Source organism: Methylophaga sp. UBA2496 (assembly GCF_002341635.1).
Taxonomy (GTDB): domain Bacteria; phylum Pseudomonadota; class Gammaproteobacteria; order Nitrosococcales; family Methylophagaceae; genus Methylophaga.
This window is the reverse complement of sequence record NZ_DDOK01000005.1, coordinates 498,516-519,895: the sequence shown is the minus strand read 5'-3', so window position 1 is coordinate 519,895 and position 21,380 is coordinate 498,516. Positions and strand designations below refer to the sequence as shown.

Annotated in this window: 19 protein-coding genes; all 19 read left to right on the top strand. The window is 44.3% G+C overall.

What is annotated here, in order from left to right; all coding sequences use genetic code 11:
• Positions 1 to 13: 13 nt before the first annotated feature.
• The 19 genes from purF to B2W60_RS09450 all read left to right on the top strand — a co-directional run bounded on the left by purF (position 14) and on the right by B2W60_RS09450 (position 21,302).
• Positions 14 to 1,522, top strand: a complete 1,509-nt coding sequence (gene purF / locus B2W60_RS09540) for an amidophosphoribosyltransferase (RefSeq protein ID WP_292359384.1) — start codon at positions 14 to 16, stop codon at positions 1,520 to 1,522.
• Positions 1,523 to 1,641: 119 nt separating this feature from the next.
• The gene (locus tag B2W60_RS09535) at positions 1,642 to 2,148 is read left to right on the top strand and encodes a YceD family protein (RefSeq protein ID WP_292359385.1); all 507 of its coding nucleotides are present in this window, start codon (positions 1,642 to 1,644) and stop codon (positions 2,146 to 2,148) included.
• A gap of 27 nt (positions 2,149 to 2,175) precedes the next feature.
• Positions 2,176 to 2,355, top strand: a complete 180-nt coding sequence (gene rpmF / locus B2W60_RS09530; protein ID WP_069295354.1) for a 50S ribosomal protein L32 — start codon at positions 2,176 to 2,178, stop codon at positions 2,353 to 2,355.
• 13 nt (positions 2,356 to 2,368) lie between these two features.
• Positions 2,369 to 3,388, top strand: coding sequence for a phosphate acyltransferase PlsX (plsX, locus tag B2W60_RS09525; RefSeq protein WP_292359387.1), 1,020 nt, complete (start codon positions 2,369 to 2,371; stop codon positions 3,386 to 3,388).
• Positions 3,385 to 4,344, top strand: a complete 960-nt coding sequence (locus B2W60_RS09520) for a beta-ketoacyl-ACP synthase III (protein WP_292359389.1) — start codon at positions 3,385 to 3,387, stop codon at positions 4,342 to 4,344. Before plsX ends, B2W60_RS09520 begins: the two co-directional genes overlap by 4 nt.
• An 18-nt stretch (positions 4,345 to 4,362) precedes the next feature.
• Positions 4,363 to 5,298, top strand: a complete 936-nt coding sequence (fabD, locus tag B2W60_RS09515) for an ACP S-malonyltransferase (RefSeq protein WP_292359391.1) — start codon at positions 4,363 to 4,365, stop codon at positions 5,296 to 5,298.
• A gap of 2 nt (positions 5,299 to 5,300) precedes the next feature.
• The gene (gene fabG / locus B2W60_RS09510; protein ID WP_292359392.1) at positions 5,301 to 6,044 is read left to right on the top strand and encodes a 3-oxoacyl-ACP reductase FabG; all 744 of its coding nucleotides are present in this window, start codon (positions 5,301 to 5,303) and stop codon (positions 6,042 to 6,044) included.
• Positions 6,045 to 6,182: 138 nt separating this feature from the next.
• Positions 6,183 to 6,419 (top strand): acyl carrier protein, encoded by a 237-nt coding sequence (gene acpP, locus B2W60_RS09505; RefSeq protein ID WP_014707198.1) that lies wholly within the window; start codon positions 6,183 to 6,185, stop codon positions 6,417 to 6,419.
• Between the two features lie 94 nt (positions 6,420 to 6,513).
• Positions 6,514 to 7,755: a beta-ketoacyl-ACP synthase II gene (gene fabF, locus B2W60_RS09500; RefSeq protein ID WP_292359394.1), complete on the top strand. Its 1,242-nt coding sequence runs from the start codon at positions 6,514 to 6,516 to the stop codon at positions 7,753 to 7,755.
• Between the two features lie 10 nt (positions 7,756 to 7,765).
• The gene (gene pabC / locus B2W60_RS09495; RefSeq protein ID WP_292359395.1) at positions 7,766 to 8,596 is read left to right on the top strand and encodes an aminodeoxychorismate lyase; all 831 of its coding nucleotides are present in this window, start codon (positions 7,766 to 7,768) and stop codon (positions 8,594 to 8,596) included.
• On the top strand, positions 8,593 to 9,618 hold the full coding sequence (gene mltG / locus B2W60_RS09490) for an endolytic transglycosylase MltG (protein WP_292359397.1): 1,026 nt from the start codon (positions 8,593 to 8,595) through the stop codon (positions 9,616 to 9,618). Before pabC ends, mltG begins: the two co-directional genes overlap by 4 nt.
• Positions 9,615 to 10,250, top strand: a complete 636-nt coding sequence (tmk, locus tag B2W60_RS09485) for a dTMP kinase (protein ID WP_292359399.1) — start codon at positions 9,615 to 9,617, stop codon at positions 10,248 to 10,250. The genes mltG and tmk overlap by 4 nt, the downstream gene beginning before the upstream one ends.
• Positions 10,247 to 11,227: a DNA polymerase III subunit delta' gene (gene holB / locus B2W60_RS09480; RefSeq protein WP_292359401.1), complete on the top strand. Its 981-nt coding sequence runs from the start codon at positions 10,247 to 10,249 to the stop codon at positions 11,225 to 11,227. Before tmk ends, holB begins: the two co-directional genes overlap by 4 nt.
• A 16-nt stretch (positions 11,228 to 11,243) precedes the next feature.
• Positions 11,244 to 11,597, top strand: a complete 354-nt coding sequence (locus B2W60_RS09475; protein ID WP_292359402.1) for a PilZ domain-containing protein — start codon at positions 11,244 to 11,246, stop codon at positions 11,595 to 11,597.
• Between the two features lie 41 nt (positions 11,598 to 11,638).
• Positions 11,639 to 12,418 (top strand): TatD family hydrolase, encoded by a 780-nt coding sequence (locus B2W60_RS09470; protein ID WP_292359404.1) that lies wholly within the window; start codon positions 11,639 to 11,641, stop codon positions 12,416 to 12,418.
• A 4-nt stretch (positions 12,419 to 12,422) separates the two neighbouring features.
• Positions 12,423 to 13,052: a GDSL-type esterase/lipase family protein gene (locus B2W60_RS09465; protein WP_292359406.1), complete on the top strand. Its 630-nt coding sequence runs from the start codon at positions 12,423 to 12,425 to the stop codon at positions 13,050 to 13,052.
• Positions 13,053 to 13,231: 179 nt separating this feature from the next.
• Positions 13,232 to 15,103 (top strand): methyl-accepting chemotaxis protein, encoded by a 1,872-nt coding sequence (locus tag B2W60_RS09460; protein WP_292359408.1) that lies wholly within the window; start codon positions 13,232 to 13,234, stop codon positions 15,101 to 15,103.
• Positions 15,104 to 15,244: 141 nt separating this feature from the next.
• Entirely contained in the window at positions 15,245 to 19,087 is a 3,843-nt protein-coding gene (locus B2W60_RS09455) for a PAS domain-containing protein (RefSeq protein ID WP_292359409.1), read from the top strand.
• 67 nt (positions 19,088 to 19,154) lie between these two features.
• On the top strand, positions 19,155 to 21,302 hold the full coding sequence (locus B2W60_RS09450; protein WP_292360222.1) for an EAL domain-containing protein: 2,148 nt from the start codon (positions 19,155 to 19,157) through the stop codon (positions 21,300 to 21,302).
• Positions 21,303 to 21,380: the final 78 nt, after the last annotated feature.

Below are 21,380 nucleotides of genomic sequence, written 5' to 3'. Positions count from 1 at the left end.
ACAGGGTGTTTTTATGTGTGGAATTATTGGTATCGTTGGTCATTCAGAAGTCAATCAAGCGTTATATGATGGTCTGACAGTTCAACAACATCGTGGTCAGGATGCTGCGGGCATTATGACTTGTGACCAAACCGGACGGTTTTATCTTCGTAAGGATAATGGCCTGGTAAAAGATGTGTTTCATACGCGTCATATGATTCGGCTTAAAGGCTCGATGGGAATAGGACATATTCGTTATCCGACCGCGGGATGCTCCAACTCAGCTGAGTCCCAACCTTTTTATGTCAATTCACCTTTTGGTATCGCACTGGCACACAATGGCAACCTGACCAATACGCAGCTCTTATCTGATCAGTTATTTAAAAGCGATCGTCGGCACCTGAATACCGGCTCCGACTCGGAAGTTTTACTGAATGTACTGGCTCATGAGTTACAGACTTCTGGAAAACTCAAACCACAACCAGAAGATATTTTCAACGCTGTTGTCGAAGTTCATAAACGCTGTAAAGGGGCATATGCTGCCGTCGCCATGATTGCCGGTGTCGGTATGCTGGCGTTTCGTGATCCTTACGGTATTCGTCCTGCGGTTATCGGCAAACGTGAGACCGAGCAAGGCACCGAATATGTTGTGGCTTCTGAAAGCGTTGTCATGGATACGCTGGATTTTGAATTTATGCGTGATGTGCAGCCGGGCGAATGCATCTTTATTGATATGGAAGGCCGTTTCCATAATAAGCAATGTGCCGAAAATCCAATTAAATCACCTTGTATATTTGAATATGTATACTTTGCTCGCCCTGATTCAATGATGGATGGTATTTCGGTACATAAAAGCCGCATGCGTATGGGAACCAAACTGGCGGATAAAATTAAACGCGAATTTCCTGACCATGATATTGATGTGGTGATCCCCATCCCCGACACCAGCCGCAGTGCTGCATTACAACTGTCTTATGATTTAGGCGTGGTATACCGCGAAGGTTTTATTAAAAATCGTTATATTGGCCGCACCTTTATTATGCCAGGTCAACAACAGCGCAAAAAATCGGTTCGGCAGAAATTGAACGCAATCGATCTGGAGTTCCGCGATAAAAATGTTCTGCTGGTTGATGACTCAATTGTTCGTGGTACTACTTCTCAGCAAATCGTGCAAATGGCCCGGGATGCAGGCGCTAAAAAAGTCTACCTGGCATCCGCAGCGCCACCGGTTCGTTTCCCTAATGTGTATGGTATAGATATGCCATCACCATCTGAATTTGTCGCGCACAATCGTAACGTCCAACAAATTGCCGAAGAGCTGGGTGTGGATTGGTTAATTTATCAGGATTTGAAAGATCTGGTCGAAGCCATTAACAAGAAAAGTGATGTTGAACGTTTTGATACCTCATGCTTTGATGGCGATTACATTACCGGTGATATTGATGAGACCTACTTGTACTATATTGATGCGCTGCGTAATGACATGTCAAAACAGAGTGCTGAAGAAGGTAACGTGACCATTGAGCTGCATAATGACGTTTAAAGTCATCGTCCATCGCAACAATTCTAAAAGTTCACTTCCTGCTGAATTCGGCAGGAATAAACAGCTTTTTGCTGTTTGATACCAATTCTTATATAATCCCGTCGATTATGCATCAGCAATTGCCAAAAGAGTTAGATCCGTTTCGTTTTGCTCATAGCGGTTTACAGATAGCGGGCGAAATCCCGGTCAGTAAAATGTCGCGTTTGAGTGAAATGCTTTATGACGATTCGGGGACGGTGAAAGTCGATATGCTGTTTGATATTGATACGACCGGCACACCTTTTATGCGTGGGCAATTTGCTGTAACAGTCAAACTGCTATGTGAACGTTGTATGGAGCCTATGGCCCATACAATGGATATAGTCACAAAGCTGGCATTGGTACGACACGAAGGAAAGATTGAAGGACTGGCTGAACAATATGAGCCTTGGATCTTGAATGATGCAAAACAAGTTGATCCGGCACAGATTGTGGAAGATGAGTTGATACTCGCTTTGCCAATCGTGCCAAAACATGATTATCCATGTTTGCCTGAAGAATTATGGCAAGCGGGGGAAGAAGAAATTGAGGCTGAGAAACCGGTCTCACCATTTGCAGTGTTATCTGCATTGAAATCGAAAAAGTAATTTATTTTGGGTTTAGGAGTTTAAGCCATGGCTGTTCAAAAGAGTAAAAAGAGTCCTTCACGTCGCGGCATGCGTCGTTCACATGATGCATTGACAGAGTCAACATTATCTGTTGATTCAACTTCAGGTGAATTACACCGTCGTCATCATGTAACCGCTGACGGTTACTATCGTGGCCGTAAAGTCATCGCTGACAAGAGTGAATAAGGCTTAACAGAAATTGACTTTAACAATTTCGATCGACGCTATGGGCGGGGATCACGGACCACAAGTCGTGATCCCCGCTGCCATATCAACGCTGGAAAGGCATACCGATGTAGAACTGATTCTGGTGGGCGATGAAGCCACCATATCAGCAGAGTTAGCCAAACATCAGTTTGCTGACAAGCACCGGATTAAAATTCACCATGCTTCTCAAACGGTTGGCATGGATGAAGCCCCTTCATCAGCACTTCGCGGTAAAAAAGATTCTTCAATGCGGGTGGCCATAAATCTTGTAAAAGAAGGGCAGGCTGCTGCCTGTATCAGTGCCGGCAATACCGGCGCATTGATGGCAACGGCACGTTTTGTATTAAAAACCCTGCCAGGAATTGAACGTCCAGCCATCATTACAGCATTGCCCACCATGCGTGGACACACCTATGTTCTCGATCTTGGGGCCAATGTGGACTCCACAGCCGAACATCTGGTGCAATTTGCATTAATGGGCTCCGTGTTGGCCGAGTTGATTGATGGAAAACCAAATCCGACAGTGGGCCTGCTTAATGTTGGTGCTGAAGAAATTAAAGGTAATGAACGGGTAAAAGAAGCGGCTCGTTTATTGGCTAAAACAGACTTGAATTATTATGGTTATGTTGAAGGTGATGGTCTTTACCATGGCGAAGTTGATGTACTGGTCTGTGATGGGTTTGTTGGTAATGTGGCGTTAAAAGCCAGTGAAGGCGTCGCGCATATGATTCGTCATTATCTGCGTCAGGCATTTAGTCGTAATATTTTCACTAAAATTGCCGGTTTGATTGCCTATCCGGTTTTGAAACATTTCAGTAAAGAACTCGATCCTCGAGCATTTAACGGAGCCAATTTGATTGGTTTACAAGGCATCGTGATCAAAAGTCATGGTGGTGCTGACGCGTTTGCGTTCGCCAATGCGATAAATATTGCCATTCTTGAAGCCAGAAAAGACGTACCGAAGAATATCACTAGACATCTTGAAACTCTTCTAGAGGAACAAGTATTGTGATTTATTCCAGAATTGCCGGGACGGGCAGCTATTTACCGGAAAAATTTCTGACAAACATTGATTTAGAATCAATGGTTGAAACCAGTGATGAGTGGATTACCGATCGTACCGGTATAAAAAAAAGACATATTGCTGCCACTGACGAAACCACAACTGATTTAGCGTACTTTGCTGCCAAAAATGCCATCTCTTCTGCAGGATTAAAGTCTCGCGACATTGACATGATTATTGTCGCAACAACAACTCCGACACGCATTTTTCCAAGCACCGCAGCACTGGTTCAGCAACGGCTGGGGATTCATGGCTGTCCAGCGTTTGATATTCAGGCCGTTTGCACGGGTTTTGTTTACGCATTAACTATTGCCGACAAGTTTATTAAGTCAGGCAGTGCTAAAAATGTACTGGTTATTGGAGCAGAAACCTTGTCGCGCATAGTCGACTGGACTGACCGCAATACCTGTGTGTTATTTGGTGATGGAGCGGGTGCCGTCGTGCTTCAGGCTTCTGTTGAGCCTGGTGTACTGTCTACACATATCCACTGCGATGGCAGCTTTAATAATCTGTTACATGTGCCGACCGGGCCAGGCAGTGCTATAACCGAAGATCCAGCTTATATCGAAATGCAAGGCAATGAAGTTTTCAAGGTGGCCGTCAAAACCCTTAGTAAGATCGTCGACGAAACACTTGAAGCTAATCAATTAGATAAACACGATATTGATTGGCTGATCCCGCATCAGGCGAACATCCGAATTATTGCGGCGACAGCCAAAAAATTGAGCATGTCCATGGACAGTGTTGTCGTTACCGTTCAAGACCATGGTAATACCTCTGCGGCATCTATTCCACTGGCTTTAGATGTAGCCGTGCGTGATGGTCGTATCAAGCGCGGCGAAACATTGTTGTTTGAAGCGTTTGGTGGTGGGTTTACCTGGGGCTCTGCGCTCATCAAATATTAATCTGAGGTGTTTTTAGCAATGCATTCAGCTTTTGTCTTTCCCGGTCAGGGTTCTCAATCAGTATCCATGTTAGCCGAGTTGTCTGAAAGGTTTCCGCAAGTTCAGCAAACATTTTCAGAGGCCAGTGAGGCCCTTGGTTATGATTTATGGTCACTTGTTCAAAACGGACCTGAAACTGAATTAAATCAAACTGATAAAACCCAACCAGCCATGCTGGCCGCCGGTATTGCTGTCTGGCGTTGCTGGGAGGCGACGAGCCAGTATAAGCCAGCTTATCTGGCAGGTCATAGCCTGGGTGAATATACTGCACTGGTAGCAGCACAGGCTCTGGATTTTAAAACAGCCATTAAGCTGGTCGAAAAACGCGGTCAATTGATGCAACAGGCCGTTCCTTCAGGTGAGGGCGCTATGGCGGCTATACTTGGTCTGGACGATGATGTCGTCAAAGCTGTCTGTCAGAAAGCCTGTGATATAGGCGTCGTTGAAGCGGTTAATTTTAACTCACCGGGCCAGGTAGTGATTGCCGGAACCAAATCTGCCGTTGATAAAGCTGTTGAAATTGCGACTGAAAAAGGCGCAAAACGTGCTCTGCTATTACCTGTCAGCGTACCCTCGCATTGTGCTTTGATGCGTCCGGCTGCTGAAGAATTACTTACAGAGCTGGAATCCGTCACTCTTCAAGCTCCCCAAATTCCTGTAATTCATAATACAAGTGTGAGCACAACTGCCGATCCTGATGAAATTCGTCAATTATTAGCACAACAGTTATACAATCCGGTTCGTTGGGTTGAAACGGTCGAATGGCTTGCTGCACAGGGTGTGGATACGCTGGTTGAATGTGGACCGGGGAAAGTCCTGGCTGGCCTGAGCAAACGTATCGATAAATCTTTGCAGGCTTTACCGGTATTTGATTCAGTAACTCTGCAGAAAACTCAAGAAGCGTTAGGAGAATAATCATGAGCCTACAAGGTAAAGTTGCTTTGGTAACGGGGGCCACCCGTGGTATCGGACGTGCCATTGCGTTGAGTCTGGGCGAGCAGGGTGCAACGGTTATCGGCACCGCCACCTCAGAAAATGGCGCCGCTGCCATCAGTGAATATTTGCAATCAGCAGGCATTCAGGGCAAAGGCATGGTATTGAATGTCACGCAGGATAATGCGATTGATGAGGCCGTCACAGCGATTGAAACAGAATTTTCTGCGCCGGATATTCTGGTCAATAACGCCGGAATTACCCGTGATAATTTACTGATGCGCATGAAAGATGAAGAATGGGACGATATTATCAATACCAATCTCACACCTATTTTTAAACTGAGTAAACGCTGCGTCCGCGCGATGACCAAAGCCCGTTGGGGCCGAATTATTAATATCACCTCCGTTGTTGGTGTGATGGGGAATGCTGGTCAAACTAATTATGCCGCAGCTAAAGCGGGTGTGATTGGCTTTAGCAAATCTTTGGCTCGTGAAGTCGGGGCACGCGGTATTACTGTAAACAGTGTTGCGCCAGGGTTTATTGATACCGATATGACCAGTGGTCTGCCAGAAGCGCATAAAACAGCGTTACTGGAACAGGTTCCGATCAAACGCCTCGGTGAGGCAGAAGAAATTGCCGCTGCTGTCAGCTTTTTGGCCAGTCCTTTAGCAGGATATATTACCGGCGAAACGCTGCATGTAAACGGCGGCATGTATATGAATTGAGGGCCTGAATCTGCAGAGACTCAGGTTTTTTTATTGTGGAGATATTTTCGGACAAGGCTTCCAGCTTGTCTCCGCAGTGCTCGCACTATAAAATGCCAGCACGTTGTTTGTACTTAACCACCAAAGGAAACAGATGTTATGAGTGATATTGAAGCTCGAGTAAAAGAAATTGTTGTCGAACAATTGGGTGTAAACGCCGATGAAGTAACTGCCGATGCTTCATTTATTGATGATCTGGGTGCTGACTCGCTGGACACTGTTGAGCTGGTTATGGCACTGGAAGAAGCATTTGAATGTGAAATTCCTGATGAAGAAGCTGAAAAGATCACCACAGTAAAAGAAGCTGTCGCTTATATTAATTCTGTACAGTCTTAATATTACAGATTGCTTCAGATGTAGCCGTCTAGCGTGCAAGTCATGCTAGGCGGCTACGTTGTATCTATAGAGAAGATTCGCAAGAGGAAAGCTGATGTCTAAAAGACGCGTTGTGGTTACCGGGCTGGGCGCGGTAACACCGGTCGGTTTATCGGTGGCAGAAAGCTGGGATAACATCCTGGCAGGCAAAAGTGGTGTGGCACCAATCACATCATTTGATGTAACTGATTTTCCAGTTCGTTTTGGTGCTAGCGTCAAAGACTTTGATGTTGAGACAGTTATTTCTCGTAAAGACGCCAAGAAAATGGATACTTTCATTCACTACGGCATTGCAGCCGCAGTGGAAGCAATTAAAGATGCTGGTCTCGAAGTGACTGATGCCAATGCTGAGCGTATTGGTGTTGTTATTGGTTCGGGTATTGGCGGCTTGCCTGGTATCGAGGCCGGCTATGACAGTTTTCTGAATGGTGGTCCACGTAAAATTTCGCCTTTCTTTGTGCCTAGTAACATTATCAACATGATCTCCGGTAATTTGTCGATCATGTATGGCATGAAAGGTCCTAATACCGCCATTGTTACTGCCTGTTCTACTGGCACACATTGTATTTCGGCTGCTGGTCGCATGATTCAGTATGGTGATGCTGATGTGATGATCGCCGGTGGTGCCGAAATGGCTACATCGAAAACCGGTTTAGGTGGTTTTGCTGCAGCGCGTGCCTTATCAACACGTAATGATGATCCACTTGCTGCAAGTCGTCCGTGGGATAAAGATCGTGACGGGTTTGTCCTGGGTGATGGTGCTGGTGTGCTCGTATTAGAAGAATATGAGCATGCTAAAAAGCGGGGCGCAACGATTTATGCTGAATTAGTCGGCTCAGGTATGAGCAGTGATGCCTATCACATGACCATGCCGTCACAGGGCGGAGAGGGGGCAGCACGTTGCATGGTAAATGCAATGAATGATGCAGCCATCAACCCGGAAGACATCAGTTATATAAATGCTCATGGCACATCAACACCTGCTGGTGATGTGGCTGAAACCCAAGCGATTAAAACCGCTTTGGGCCATTCAGCACAAAAGGTAGCTGTCAGTTCAACCAAATCCATGATTGGTCACTTATTAGGCGCGGCCGGAGGCGTAGAAGCGGTATTCAGTATTCTGGCGATTCGCGATCAGGTGGCACCCCCCACTATCAATCTGGACAACCCGGATGACGCTTGTGATCTGGATTATGTACCACATACTGCCAGACAAATGACTATTGATATTGCCATGTCGAATTCATTTGGTTTTGGCGGCACCAACGGTACTGTTATTTTCAAAAAACTCAGTTAGTTGACACGACATGATTCTGATTAACGGCCAACCCGAAAACAGAATCGATGTCGCGGATCGTGGCTTGCAATATGGCGATGGTTTATTTGAAACCATCGCCTATCGTCATGGTGGACTGGAATTTTTATCTGATCATCTTTCCCGTTTAAAAGAAGGTTGTGATCGCCTGAAAATTGGTTTTTCAGCAGAACAACAACAGTTACTGATTCAAGATATTCAATCTGTCTGTCAGCAGTTAAATCACAATGCCGTAGTCAAGATTATTCTGACTCGTGGCTCAGGTGGCAGAGGCTATCGTTATGAAGCTGATATGCAAACTACCCGCATTATCAGTAGCCATGCCATGCCGGTTTACCCTGTTCATAATGTTTCCGGCATCAAAGTACGTATCTGCCATCAGCGTTTAGCAATCAATCCAAGCTTAGCGGGAATCAAACACCTCAACCGGTTGGAACAGATCCTTGCCCGAAATGAATGGCGGGATGAGACGATTGCCGAAGGTTTAATGTTGGATTATCAAGATCGGCTAATCGAAGGTACCATGTCAAATGTGTTTCTGGTGAAGGACAATAAATTATTCACGACTGAGCTTTCAAGCTGTGGAATCGCTGGTATTATGCGTAAGCAGCTAATTAACCTGGCTGAAAAACTGGAGATGCCCGTTCATATTACCTCACTGACTATCGATGATATTAACTCAGCTGATGAAATGTTTGTTTGTAACAGTCTACTGGGTATCTGGCCGGTTATACATATCACAGACTTCAATAGGGATCTTGGTCACGGTCCGATCACCCAGAAGCTGCAGAAGGCTTTAAATTCATTAGACAGAAACCAATGAAAATACCTTTAACTATCAAACTACTTTTTTTACTGGTGTTCATAGCGATTATTGCTTTGATAGTCTGGAGTGAATATCAACGATTTCTGCATCAGCCAGTGAATCTGATCGAAGATGATACGATTTTTACTATCAATCCCGGTGATAACATCAGTAAAGTCAGTCAACGTTTATACGATAGTGGTTTGAGTCCAGTTCCCAGTGTCTATCTGGATATCTATGCTCGACTCCAAGGTAATGCGCAGCAGATCAAAGCAGGTGAGTATAGGGTTCAAGCTGATGCTACGTTGCCTGATTTATTAAACCTCTTTATTAGTGGCAGAGTCGTTCAATATTCGCTGACTATTATCGAGGGGATGACGGCAAATCAATTATTTGAAAAAATGCTGGCCCATCCAAAACTCAAAATCACTTTGAACGAACTGAACAATGAAACAGTGCGCGAAGCCTTGGCTATTGACAATGAACGGGTTGAAGGCTGGTTTTTACCTGAGACTTATCACTTTCCTGCCAATACCACGGATGTACAGTTTTTACGTCGAGCGCATCAGAAAATGCAGAACCAACTGGAAAATGCCTGGCAACAGATGTCAGAAAAGTTACCATATGAATCGGCGTATGAAGTCCTGATCATGGCTTCTATTATTGAAAAAGAAAGTGCCATTCCTGAAGAACGACCAGAAATTTCCGGTGTGTTTGTCAGACGTCTGGATAAAGGTATGCGTTTACAGACAGACCCCACGGTTATCTATGGAATGGGTGAGAGTTATGATGGCAATATCCGTAAAAAAGATCTGCAAACCGATACGCCATACAATACCTATACCCGTTTTGGTTTGCCACCGACGCCAATCTGTTTACCCAGTAAAGAGTCTATTGAAGCAGCGATGAATCCGGCGGAAGGAACCAGTCTGTATTTTGTAGCGGGGGCTGAAAATGGTGGTCATGTTTTCTCAGATAATCTTGAAGACCATAATCGTGCCGTCAGGCAGTACTGGAATAATATGCGGTTAACCCAATGAACGGAAAATTCATCAGTATTGAAGGCATCGAGGGTGCTGGTAAATCAACGCAGCTGCAATTTATTGCTGATTATTTACGATATCAGGGTAAACACGTTGTCGTCACACGTGAGCCGGGCGGTACTCCGTTGGGAGAGAAAATCCGTGAAGTTCTGCTTAAGCCAACGGATCAGGCGATGGCAGAAGATACCGAATTACTGCTGATGTTTGCCGCGCGTGCCGAACACATCCAACAGGTCATCCTGCCAGCGTTAAAGCGCGGCGATTGGGTCGTGTCTGATCGTTTTGTTGATGCCACTTTTGCCTATCAGGGCGGGGGCAGAGGGATTGACGAACAGCGAATTCGTCAATTGGCTGAGTGGACCTTGCAAGGCTTTCAGACCGATGTGACATTTTTATTTGATTTACCGGTTGCGCTTGGGCAAACACGTGTTGAGCAACGCCAGCAGCAAAAAGATCGCTTTGAACAGGAAAAAAAGGCTTTTTTTGAACGTGTGAAAAACTGCTATTTGGCTCGCGCAGAGGCTGAGCCGGAGCGCATCAAGTTAATAGATGCCAGCCAGAGTATTGCTGCTATTCAACAACAGCTTAGTCAACAGCTTGATCAGTTAGTGGATAAATCAGGTTTATGACGGAGCTTTTTCCATGGCAGCAAACACTTTGGCAGCATGTTGTTGTCAGAGTCGATAAGCAGCGCCTGCCGCATGCCATTTTAGTAACCGGTGTTGCAGGCTTAGGTAAAGCACAATTTGCTGCCAAAATGGCTGAAAGCCTTTTATGTTTAAACGTAGACAATCAATTTCACGCCTGTGGTGTCTGTCATAGCTGTCAGATCATGCAGGCGGGGAATCATCCGGATCATTTGACGATCAGTGTTGAAGAAGCGGGTAAATCAATCAAAATAGAACAAATCCGTGCGCTGAAAGAAAAACAGTCATTGACGCCGAGCATCGCCAAATGGAAAACGGTCGTTATTGAAGCGGCTGATGCGATGACCAATAGTGCCGCCAACAGTTTATTAAAACTGCTTGAAGAGCCTCAGAACAATACAATTTTGATTTTAACTACGGATGCAGTGCATCGGTTGCCTGTCACTATTCGTAGCCGCTGCCAGCAAATGCATATGTCGGCACCTGACTACTCAATAACGATGCAATGGCTTGATTCAGAAGGAATTTCAACAGATGTCGAGCAACTGCAGAAAATCTCGTCATTAACCCAGGATGCCCCGTTTGCTATCGTTAAAGCCCTTGAAAGTAATGAGTGGCAGGCGTATCAGCAGATTCAGCAGGATTTTGATCAGCTGCTGCTGCAACAGACAAACCCCGTCCAACTTGCTAATCAATGGCAGCAGTTAGATCTCTTGAAAGTCATGCACCAATTATTATCAACGATTAAAACCCGGCTCAAAAACCATTATTCGGGATATGCTGAAGTCAGTGAAACACAGCAATACTGGCAGATCGTTGATTGCATAGTGAATACAATAAAGCTAATATCGTCTCAAAATAACTACAACAAGACATTGTTAATAGAGGACTTTATGGTTTCAGTAATGCGTATCTCAGATACGAATTCAGTAAACTGGCAGTCTCGTACCGGCAAATAATTAAAGAGTCTTTTTTATGGGTATGAATCCACGTAAAGGTATCCTCTCGCTGAAAATAAGCGATCAGAACATGTTGTATCATTCTTTTATGCCGTTTCTCAAAAACGGTGGTTTATTTATCCCCACGAATAAACATTATGAAATGGGCGAGGAAGTTTTTATTCTGCTGACCTTATTGGATGAGGCTGAGAAAATTCCAATTGCCGGGACCATTGCCTGGATAACCCCGAAAGGTGCTCAAGGAAATCAGGCTGCAGGCATAGGCGTACATTTCAGCGAAGGTGATGGCGGCGCGAATGTCGTTCGCGGCAAAATTGAAAATCATCTGGTCGACAAATTAAAGTCTGATAAAGCTACCTACACGATGTAAGACAAACATGACGGTATCCGCCGTCACCAACTGAGTTATTTATGTATATCGATTCACATTGCCACCTGAATTTACTGGCTGACCAACCTGGCGGCATTGCTGCGATGGTCGCAGAAGCTACTGAAAACAATATCGAACATATTTTGTGTATTGCGATTGATAAAGATAGCATTGAAGCCGTTCGCCAGCTTGCAGAACAATATCCTCAACTTACAGCGACTGTTGGGGTTCATCCAAATGTGGATGAAGCTGCGACCCTGAGTACGGAACAGCTTATTGATCTGGCTAATCACCCTAAAGTTATTGCAATTGGGGAAACAGGCCTGGATTACTTTCGCAGTAAAGGTGATCTTACCTGGCAGCGCGAACGTTTCAGTTATCACATTGCCGCAGCGAAACAAACGCAAAAACCATTGATTATTCATACCCGTGAAGCACGTGAAGACACAATGACGATGCTGGAACAGGAAAATGCCAGAGATGCGGGTGGCATTATTCATTGCTTTACTGAAAACTGGGAAACGGCAAAACGTGCTTTGGATATTGGCTTTTATATTTCTTTATCCGGAATTGTGACGTTCAAAAGCGCTCGTGAATTACAGGATGTCGCCAAAAAACTACCTTTGGATAGGATTCTTATCGAAACAGACGCACCGTATCTGGCACCGGTACCGCATCGAGGAAAGACCAATAAACCTGCTTATGTAAAACATGTTGCTGCTTTTCTGGCCGAGCTTCGTGGCGAATCAGAAGAGCAGATAGCGGCAACCACCACAGAAAATTTCTATCGATTGTTTCCGACCGCTAATAAGGCTGCCTGAAATCATGGATGCTACCGGTGTTCAAAAAAAATTATTGCTGATTTTTGTTGTTGTTTTTGGATTAATTGGCTGCGACCAGCCTTCAGTCAGCCTTAAACCCTTAAAACAAGACGCTGTCATTCTGGCATTTGGAGATAGCCTGACTTTTGGGACCGGTGCTCAGCCCGATCAGAGTTATCCAGCAGTATTAGCCGAACTAACCGGCAGAACAGTGATAAATTCTGGAGTTCCAGGTGAAATCAGTAGTGCTGGTCGGGCACGTTTATCACAACTGCTTCAGGAAACTAAACCGGATCTGGTTATTTTGTGTCATGGAGGTAATGATTTGCTTCGCAAGCAAAGCCGTCAACAATTACAGGCTAATTTGCAGGCGATGATTGATGAAATTACCGGTTCCGGTGCCCAGGTTTTACTTGTGGCTGTTCCTGCATTTAGTCTTAATCTGGCGCCGGTGCCTCTGTATCTTGAAGTGGCACAAGTTAATAAAGTGCCAGTTCAGGCAACTGCGCTGAGTGAAATATTGACTGATTCATCTTTAAAAGCGGATCAGGTACATCCCAATGCGCTTGGATATCAGCAGTTTGCTCAATCAATCTATCGTTTATTGATTGAAACGGATGCCATAAGGCCTTAGGGGCTGTTTATCTTTCGTCGCTAATATTGTTTTTATTCAATCACAATACGACGGGTTGTGATTGAAAACAGATCTCATTTTTTTACGGTTTTTTCAATGTGATTTTCTAAAGTTTTGATACGGGAAGACGTTATCTAAAACAGTATGATAATTTCCCGATATCTTTGGAGCACAGCAACATGAAGTCATTATCCGTCAAAGCAAAAATGTTGCTTTTAAGCGGTCTTATGGTTACCGGTATCGTTGTTCTGGCGGCAATGCTAAGTTTTGGTATGCACTCACTGGTGCAGATTGGTCAGTCGAGCACACTGAGCAGTCAGGCAGAAACAACCATGCAGAGCTTACGGATCAATGAAAAAGACTTTTTCAACCGCCTCGACCTCAAATATCAGACGCAATTTAACGAAAACCACCGTATTATCAAACAACAGCTTTCTGATTTAGATTCACAGCTTAAATCAGAGGATATTCAGCTTGAAAATTTCTCACATTTATTAGAATTGCTCCAACAATATCATGCTGGTTTTAATGAAATAGTAGCAACTCAGCAAACCATTGGCCTGAATCATACAGATGGACTTTATGGCACATTACGCGCATCGGTTCATGAGGCCGAACAAATGCTGGGCAAATTTCAGGATGATACTTTATTAAAAGATATGTTGATGTTACGTCGCAATGAAAAGGACTTTCTATTACGTAAAGACGTGAACTATCTGGATACATTTAACAAAAATCTGCAGGTTTTTTATCAGAACCTGCAACAAAGCTACCTGAGTGATTTTGAACAACGTGAAATATCAGGTTTAATGCAAAACTACAGCAGCGATTTTACCACTCTGGTGAAAACATACGAGGAACTTGGATTTAATGAAGATCTCGGACAGATTGGTTCAATGAGAACGACTGTATATGAGATCCAGGATTTGCTTCATGATACTGCCGAACAAATCGCTGACGAACTCCTGATGCATGAAAAGTCGATCTTTATCAAAGCGATAATCTCCATCATCGTCATTCTTGCTGCCTTGGTAATACTTTCTCAATTAATCAGCCGTAGCGTCGTTAACCCAATAAATTTACTGGCTGAGGTAATGAAACGGGCACAGCAAAATAAAGATCTGACCCAGCGTGCTCATGTTGAAGGCAAAGATGAAATCGTGCAGATGGCGGATGTGTTCAACCAGATGATGGGCGCTTTCAGTCAACTGATTCAGGAAGTATTCGACTCTTCTCGCCAACTCAATGTTGCCGCTGAAGAGTTAACGGTCATCACCGGTCAAACCAGCCGCGGCGTAATGAGTCAACAAAGCGACAGCGAACAGGTTGCCACGGCCATGAATGAAATGGCGGCTACCGTTCAGGAAGTCGCCCGTTATGCTTCACAGGCTGCAGAGGCTTCACGTACAGCTGATGATGAAACCAAAGCAGGCAAACAGGTGGTTGTTGAGGCCATTGAGGGGATTAAACAACTCGCTAAACAAGTTGAAATGGGCGCAATATCCATAAAAGACCTGCAAAAGGAAAGTGAGAACATTGGCAGTGTTCTTGGCGTGATTCAGGGGATTGCCGAACAGACTAACTTATTGGCTTTGAATGCGGCAATTGAAGCAGCCAGAGCGGGTGAGTCGGGACGAGGTTTTGCGGTGGTTGCCGATGAGGTTAGAACCCTTGCCAAACGCAGTCATGATTCAACAGAAGAAATCAAAAAAATTATTGACCGATTACAAACAGAGGCTGAGAAAGCTGTTCAGGTTATGGACGAAGAACTTGTACAAGCCAATCAAAGTGTCGAAAAAGCAGAAAAAGCAGGGCAATCGCTGGATATCATTGCTGAGTCAGTCACTTCTATTCGTGATATGAATACACACATTGCCAGTGCTGCAGAGGAGCAGTCGGCTGTCGCTGAAGAAATAAATCGTAATATTGTCAGCATTGCTCAGGTTGCCGAAGAAAATGCAGAAAGTACCAATCAAACGACATTGACCAGTCAGGAACTGGCCAGATTGGCAAACGGATTGGAAACCCAAATCAGTCAATTCAAAATTTAGAACAGATAAAATTTCACTGGCGGCTCGGGCTAACTCTGTTATATGGTGGCGATGGATATCATTTAATCTGATCTTTATAGACAAGCGAGCGAGAAAGTGAGCAACAACACTGAGGCCGAGGACTATTTATTAAGAGTGCTGATGAATCAGCAATCGCAGGCCGTATTTATTTTTAAGGATAATTTATTACTCACAGCCAACTCCGAAGCCTTACGACTAATCAAAGCCTCAGATGAAAACGACATTGTCGGCCTGCCATTTGAGGCTTTTTTTTCTGATGAGTTTGATAAAACGGCTTTTCAAGCAAGAGCACCATTTCAATCGCCCTTAACGCTTATCTGTCAGAGTGAAGCTCAATGTTATCCGGCGACACTCGTGCTCGATGATGATGACAATAAATTACTGGTTATTTTATCCAGCGAGGTTCTGCCAGGTCCGGCACAACAATGGATTGCTGCAGATTTAGGGGCATCCCCCACACTGATAGGCCACTGGATATTTGACACCACCACTTCGCATTTATGGTGGGGGCCACAGACATTCGAAATCTTTGCTAAATCGGAAACGAATTTTTCACCAACTTTGCCGACCATGCTGGATTTGATTCATCCAGATGATAAACAACATGTGAAAAATGCTTTTAATCTGGCGTTCACCAATCAGACTCACCTTGATGTGTGTCACAGGATTTTAATCGCCGGCAATGAATTACGTTACCTCCGACAACGGGCCACCTGGATTCCTGAAAAAAATGAGCTGTTTGGCACCGTATTGGATTTGACTGATATCCGACAACAAATCAGCCATACCGATCACTTGTTACGCTTAATGGATGAAACACAGCGTATTGGTCATATGGGTAGCTGGGAAATAGATTTGCTTAACGAAAAGGTGATTTGGTCTGAACAGACTGCAGTCCTGTTCGGCATCAGACTGGATGACTTCCCGGGCACAATTGAAAGCTTTCTGCAATTTATTCTGCCAGAAGATAAAGCCAACCTGCATTTATCCAGCGCCAAACCGAGTAATGCCGGTATCAATGAGGCTGAGTATCGAATTATTCGGCAAAGTGATGGGGAAATTCGTTGGCTATCCGAATGTGGAAAATCGGTTTTCAATGCCAGTGGCCAGGAAATACGCCGCCTGGGTATGACGATCGATATCACAGAGCGTAAACGTCTGGAAATGATACAAAAACTGGAATCCAGAATGATAGAAGCTGTTGCCTCCAACATGGATTTGCATCAGATTATGGATCAGATCGTTTTGGGTATTGAGGAGATTTTACCGAACACCATTGCATCAATTTTACTGATAGATGAAGAAGGTAAACGTTTGCTTAATGGCTCGGCTCCACACTTACCCGTTAAATATAACGAAGCCATTCATGGAGAACCGATAGGCCCCAAAGCAGGGTCCTGTGGAACAGCCGCTTTTCTGAAAAAGCCGGTGATTGTCTCCGACATTGCTACCGATCCGCTATGGGAAAATTATCGGGATTTAGCTTTAGCTTATGATCTGCGGGCTTGTTGGTCTCATCCAATATTTAATGAAAAACAAAAGGTTATTGCTACCTTTGCCATTTATCATAATAGGATAATAAGTCCCGGACCAGAGCAGCAGGACACCATCGAGCGAATTTCAAAAATTATTTCCATTGCGATTACCAAACAGCAAAATGAAGCGCGTTTGCGGGTAAGTGAAAGTCGTTTTCGAAATGCCTTTCAGGATGCGGCTACCGGTGTGGCAATTACCACTATTGATGGTCGACACCTTGAATGTAATCAAGCGTACTGCGACATGCTGGGTTATTCGAATGAAGAGCTCATGCAACTTGGTTTTCAGCAACTGACGGCTCCTGATGATAATCCCCTCAATCAACAGAAAATCAATGACATTCTGCTGGGGATCTCTGACAGTTGCATCCTTGAAAAAAGATTCATCAGTAAAACCAAAGACACAATCTGGGCAAGATTGAGTATTACCGTACAACGTGATGACAATGGTCAACCACTGCATCTTATTGCGATTACCGAAAACATTACCGCTACCAGGCTCGCAGAAGAACAGCGTTCTGAAGCGGAAAGATCGCTGATGCAATTATTACGAAATCTGCCCGGAGTGGCTTATCGGAGTTTATGTGATGAGCACTGGACCATGCTGTATGTCAGTGAGGCCTTTTATCGTTTGACTGGGTATAACGCCGAAGATGTTATTGGTAATCAGCATATTGATTTTGCCAGTATTATCCATCCGGATGATCGTGAGGCGATGTATGCTGAAACCTTAAAAGCACTCGATCAGAACCAACCATTTCAGGTCGAATATCGCATTGTCCGAAAAGATGGAGCTGTACGTTGGTTCTGGGAGCAGGGCAGTGGTGTGCGCGACAGTGATGGCAATTTGCAAGCCATAGAAGGTTATATCACTGATATAACCCGACAAAAAGTGGCTGATGCCAGTATCCGCGAGAGTGAACAACGTTTTCAATTATTATCCAAAGCCACCAATGATGCGATATGGGATTGGGACCTTAATACCAACAATCTCTGGTGGAGCGATAGTTTTGCAACGCTGTTTGGTGTCTATTCAGGTGAGGCAGAACCCTCTTTGAAAGGCTGGGAAAAACGGATACACCCAGATGATCGCAGCAGAGTGGTGAATAATCTTAACAGAGCAATTGATACTCATCAGCAGGGCTGGTCAGATAATTATAAGTTTCTGCGCCAGGATGGCAGTTATGCTGACGTTCTTGATCGTGGATATGTCATTTACAATGATGCGAATGATGCCATCCGTATGGTTGGTGGCATTACCGATATTTCCGAACGGCTGGAGATGGAAGAGAAGCTCCGCCAGTCACAACGCCTTGAGGCGGTTGGTCAACTGACTGGTGGTGTAGCACATGATTTTAATAATTTGCTGACGGTAATTGTCGGCAACGCCGAAATCATTACTGAATCACTTGATGCAGAGTCCAGGTTACGAGGCTTATCTGAGATGATTCAGGAAGCCGCCGATCGCGGATCGGATTTAATTCAAAGTTTACTGGCATTTGCCAGACGACAGCCGCTGGACCCAAAACATATTGATGCCAACCAACTGTTAAAAAACTTCCAATCATTACTGAGTCGATCGATTGGAGAAGCTATTCAGCTGGAACTGGCCCTGCAACCGGATCTCTGGCTGGCTCAGGTGGATCCTGGCCAATTGGAAAATGCCTTGTTAAATCTCGCACTGAATGCCAGAGATGCAATGCCCTCAGGTGGACGGTTATTGATTGAAACGCTGAATGTTTCGCTTTCCGAAGATTATGGCTCACAGCATGATGTGTCACCTGGAGAGTATGTCATTATTGGCGTTTCTGATACGGGTGTCGGCATTGCTCCGGAAAACCTGGACAGAGTTTTTGAACCGTTTTATACCACCAAAAGTAAAGAGAAAGGCACCGGACTTGGCCTGGCAATGGTGTATGGTTTTGCCCGGCAGAGCCTGGGGCATATCAACGTATATTCTGAACTTGCTCAGGGAACAACCATTCGACTTTACTTGCCCAGATCCCCGGAAGAAGTCACAGCAGCGGAAAATTCTGCCGTTTTGCCAACTCAGCCAAAAACCGGACAAGAGCATATTTTGATTGTCGAAGATGATGATTTGGTCAGAAGTTATGTGATCTCACAGCTGGAACTGATGGGCTATCAGGTCATAAGTGCTTCAAATGGTATCGAAGCCATGGAAATTATTCAGAGTGATACAAAAATCGATCTTCTGTTTACTGACGTAGTCATGCCCGGAGGCATGAGTGGCCGGGATCTGTCAGACAAAGCTCTGCGGATTCGGCCGCAATTAAAAGTGTTATTCACCTCTGGATATACGGAAAACTCTATTGTCCATCATGGGCGATTAGACCCCGGAGTCATGTTACTGAGTAAGCCCTACAGCCGCGATGAATTAACCACAAAAATACGTCAGGCATTAGATTGAGAGAAATAAATCACCAAGTTGATTTAATCGCTGATTTGCTATTACTAATTAAGTGTATTCTGTGACAATGAACGAACTTAAAGTACTTATTCTGGATGACAATAATCTTACTGCAAGAGCGATAGCGAATGTCGCAGAGTTTATTGGTCTGTCAGCCAAAGTCACCTCTGATTTTCAAAGTTTTCTTGAAATCTTTCATCAGTGGAAGCCGCAGTATCTGATTATTGATTTGATCATGCCGGATATGGATGGTGTCGAGGTCTTGGGAAAATTAGGGCAAATGCAGGTTGATGCCCAATTAATCATTACCAGCGGTGCTGGACAGCAGTTATTGCATGCGGCTGCGCGTTCGGCAGGGGCGCATGGTCTGAATGTATTAGGAATCCTGCCCAAACCATTCAACCCAAAAGCATTTCGGGATTTGATTAATGCTGAGTCTGTCAGCACGGCTGATAACACCTTTGGGCAGCAATTGCGAGAGGAAAGTCAGGCAAACACCATCAGTGTAACTGAGCTGGAACAGGCGATAAATGCGCGCGACATTTATATGGTCTATCAGCCAAAAGTCTCTTGTATCAGTGGTGCATTAACGGGATTTGAAGCACTGGCAAGATGGCATCATCCGGAAAAAGGCTTTATTTCACCGGAAAAATTTATTCCATTAGCCGAACAGAATCATCTTATCGATCAATTAACGTTGCAGGTTTTTGAACAGGCATTACCTTTTTTAACGCAGCTTCAGGCAGCAGATGCTACGTTAAACGCGCAAAACCGTGACCTGTTGTTGTCAGTGAATATTTCTGCTGTATCACTAAAAAATCTGGCCTTATTCAAACAAATCGAATTGCTTTGTGAAGACCACAATATTAAGCCCGATCAGTTGATTTTGGAGTTAACCGAAACCGCCGCTATGGATGATCCGGTCATGTCACTGGATATATTGACCCGACTGCGTCTTCGTGGCTTTCGGTTATCGATTGACGATTTCGGCACAGGATTCTCGTCCATGCTGGCTTTGGTTCGAATGCCTTTTTCAGAAGTCAAAGTCGATAAAACCTTTGTAATGACATCAGCTGATTCCCGTGAATCCAGACTGGTTATCAAAGCCATTATTGAGCTTGCCCATAGCTTGAATATGCAAGTGGCTGCCGAAGGTATTGAAGATAACGAAGCATTGGAATTACTACGAAAAATGGGTTGCGACCAGGCCCAGGGGTATTTTATCGGACGGCCAATGTTGCCTGAAGCTTTTATCGACTGGTCAAGGAAAAGCTCGGAAAACATTGATTTATATAGAATTAAGCATTTGCAGGGGCTGGGGCTTCTGGATAGTGACCCTGAGCATCGCTATGATCGCATTACAAAGCTCTGCACGCGGGTATTTAATGTGGATATGAGCATGATCTCATTGATCGATGAAAATCGGCAATGGATAAAATCGTCCCAGGGTTTTAGCCAACGACAAACCGAACGATCCGTAGCATTTTGTAATCAAACCATTGCTCAGGACGATATTTTTGTTGTTGCTGACACATTACTGGATCATCAATATGCCAATAACAATATGGTGATTGAAGCTCCGCATGTGCGCTTTTATGCGGGATGTCCTATTCGTGCCAGGTCATCGGGTACGAAATTAGGCGCGCTTTGTCTGAAACATTCTGTACCTAAAACATTTTCTGCCATGGACAAGGCATTATTAAAGCAATTAACAGAAATGGTTGAGGATGAAATTGATTACAACCCGTTACTTGATGAAGATAAGCTCACCGGCTTAATCAATCGTGATGCATTTGAACGAAGAGCACAAAAGTTGCTTAATATTTTTGTACCGCTTCAAACAGCACTGTCAATGTATTATTTTGATGTCAATAACTACAAACGTATTATCCAGGCGCATGGTATTTCGGCGGGTGATGAATCACTCATTCATTTTTCAAGATTATTGAGTGAAACCTTTACCGACACAGAATTAGTAGCCAGACTGGTTGATGATGAGTTTGTTGTTTTAGGCATCTGTGAACAGTTGGATAACAAATTGGAAATCCTGGCAGCAGCAGTGGAAAATTATAATGCCAGTGTAAGTCCGCACCTTAATATTGAATATACATTTGGTACTGCTTCAAGCGATGCAATAGCTAATGTCGATTTACAATCCTTATATATGTTCGCTGATACCGATTTGAACGAACATAAAAGCCACTCAAACAGTTGATATTGACTGTTTTGTAACCATATTGCTGTTCTATATCGTATTTTCGATATGGTGACGGCAAAAATTTCACAATAATTT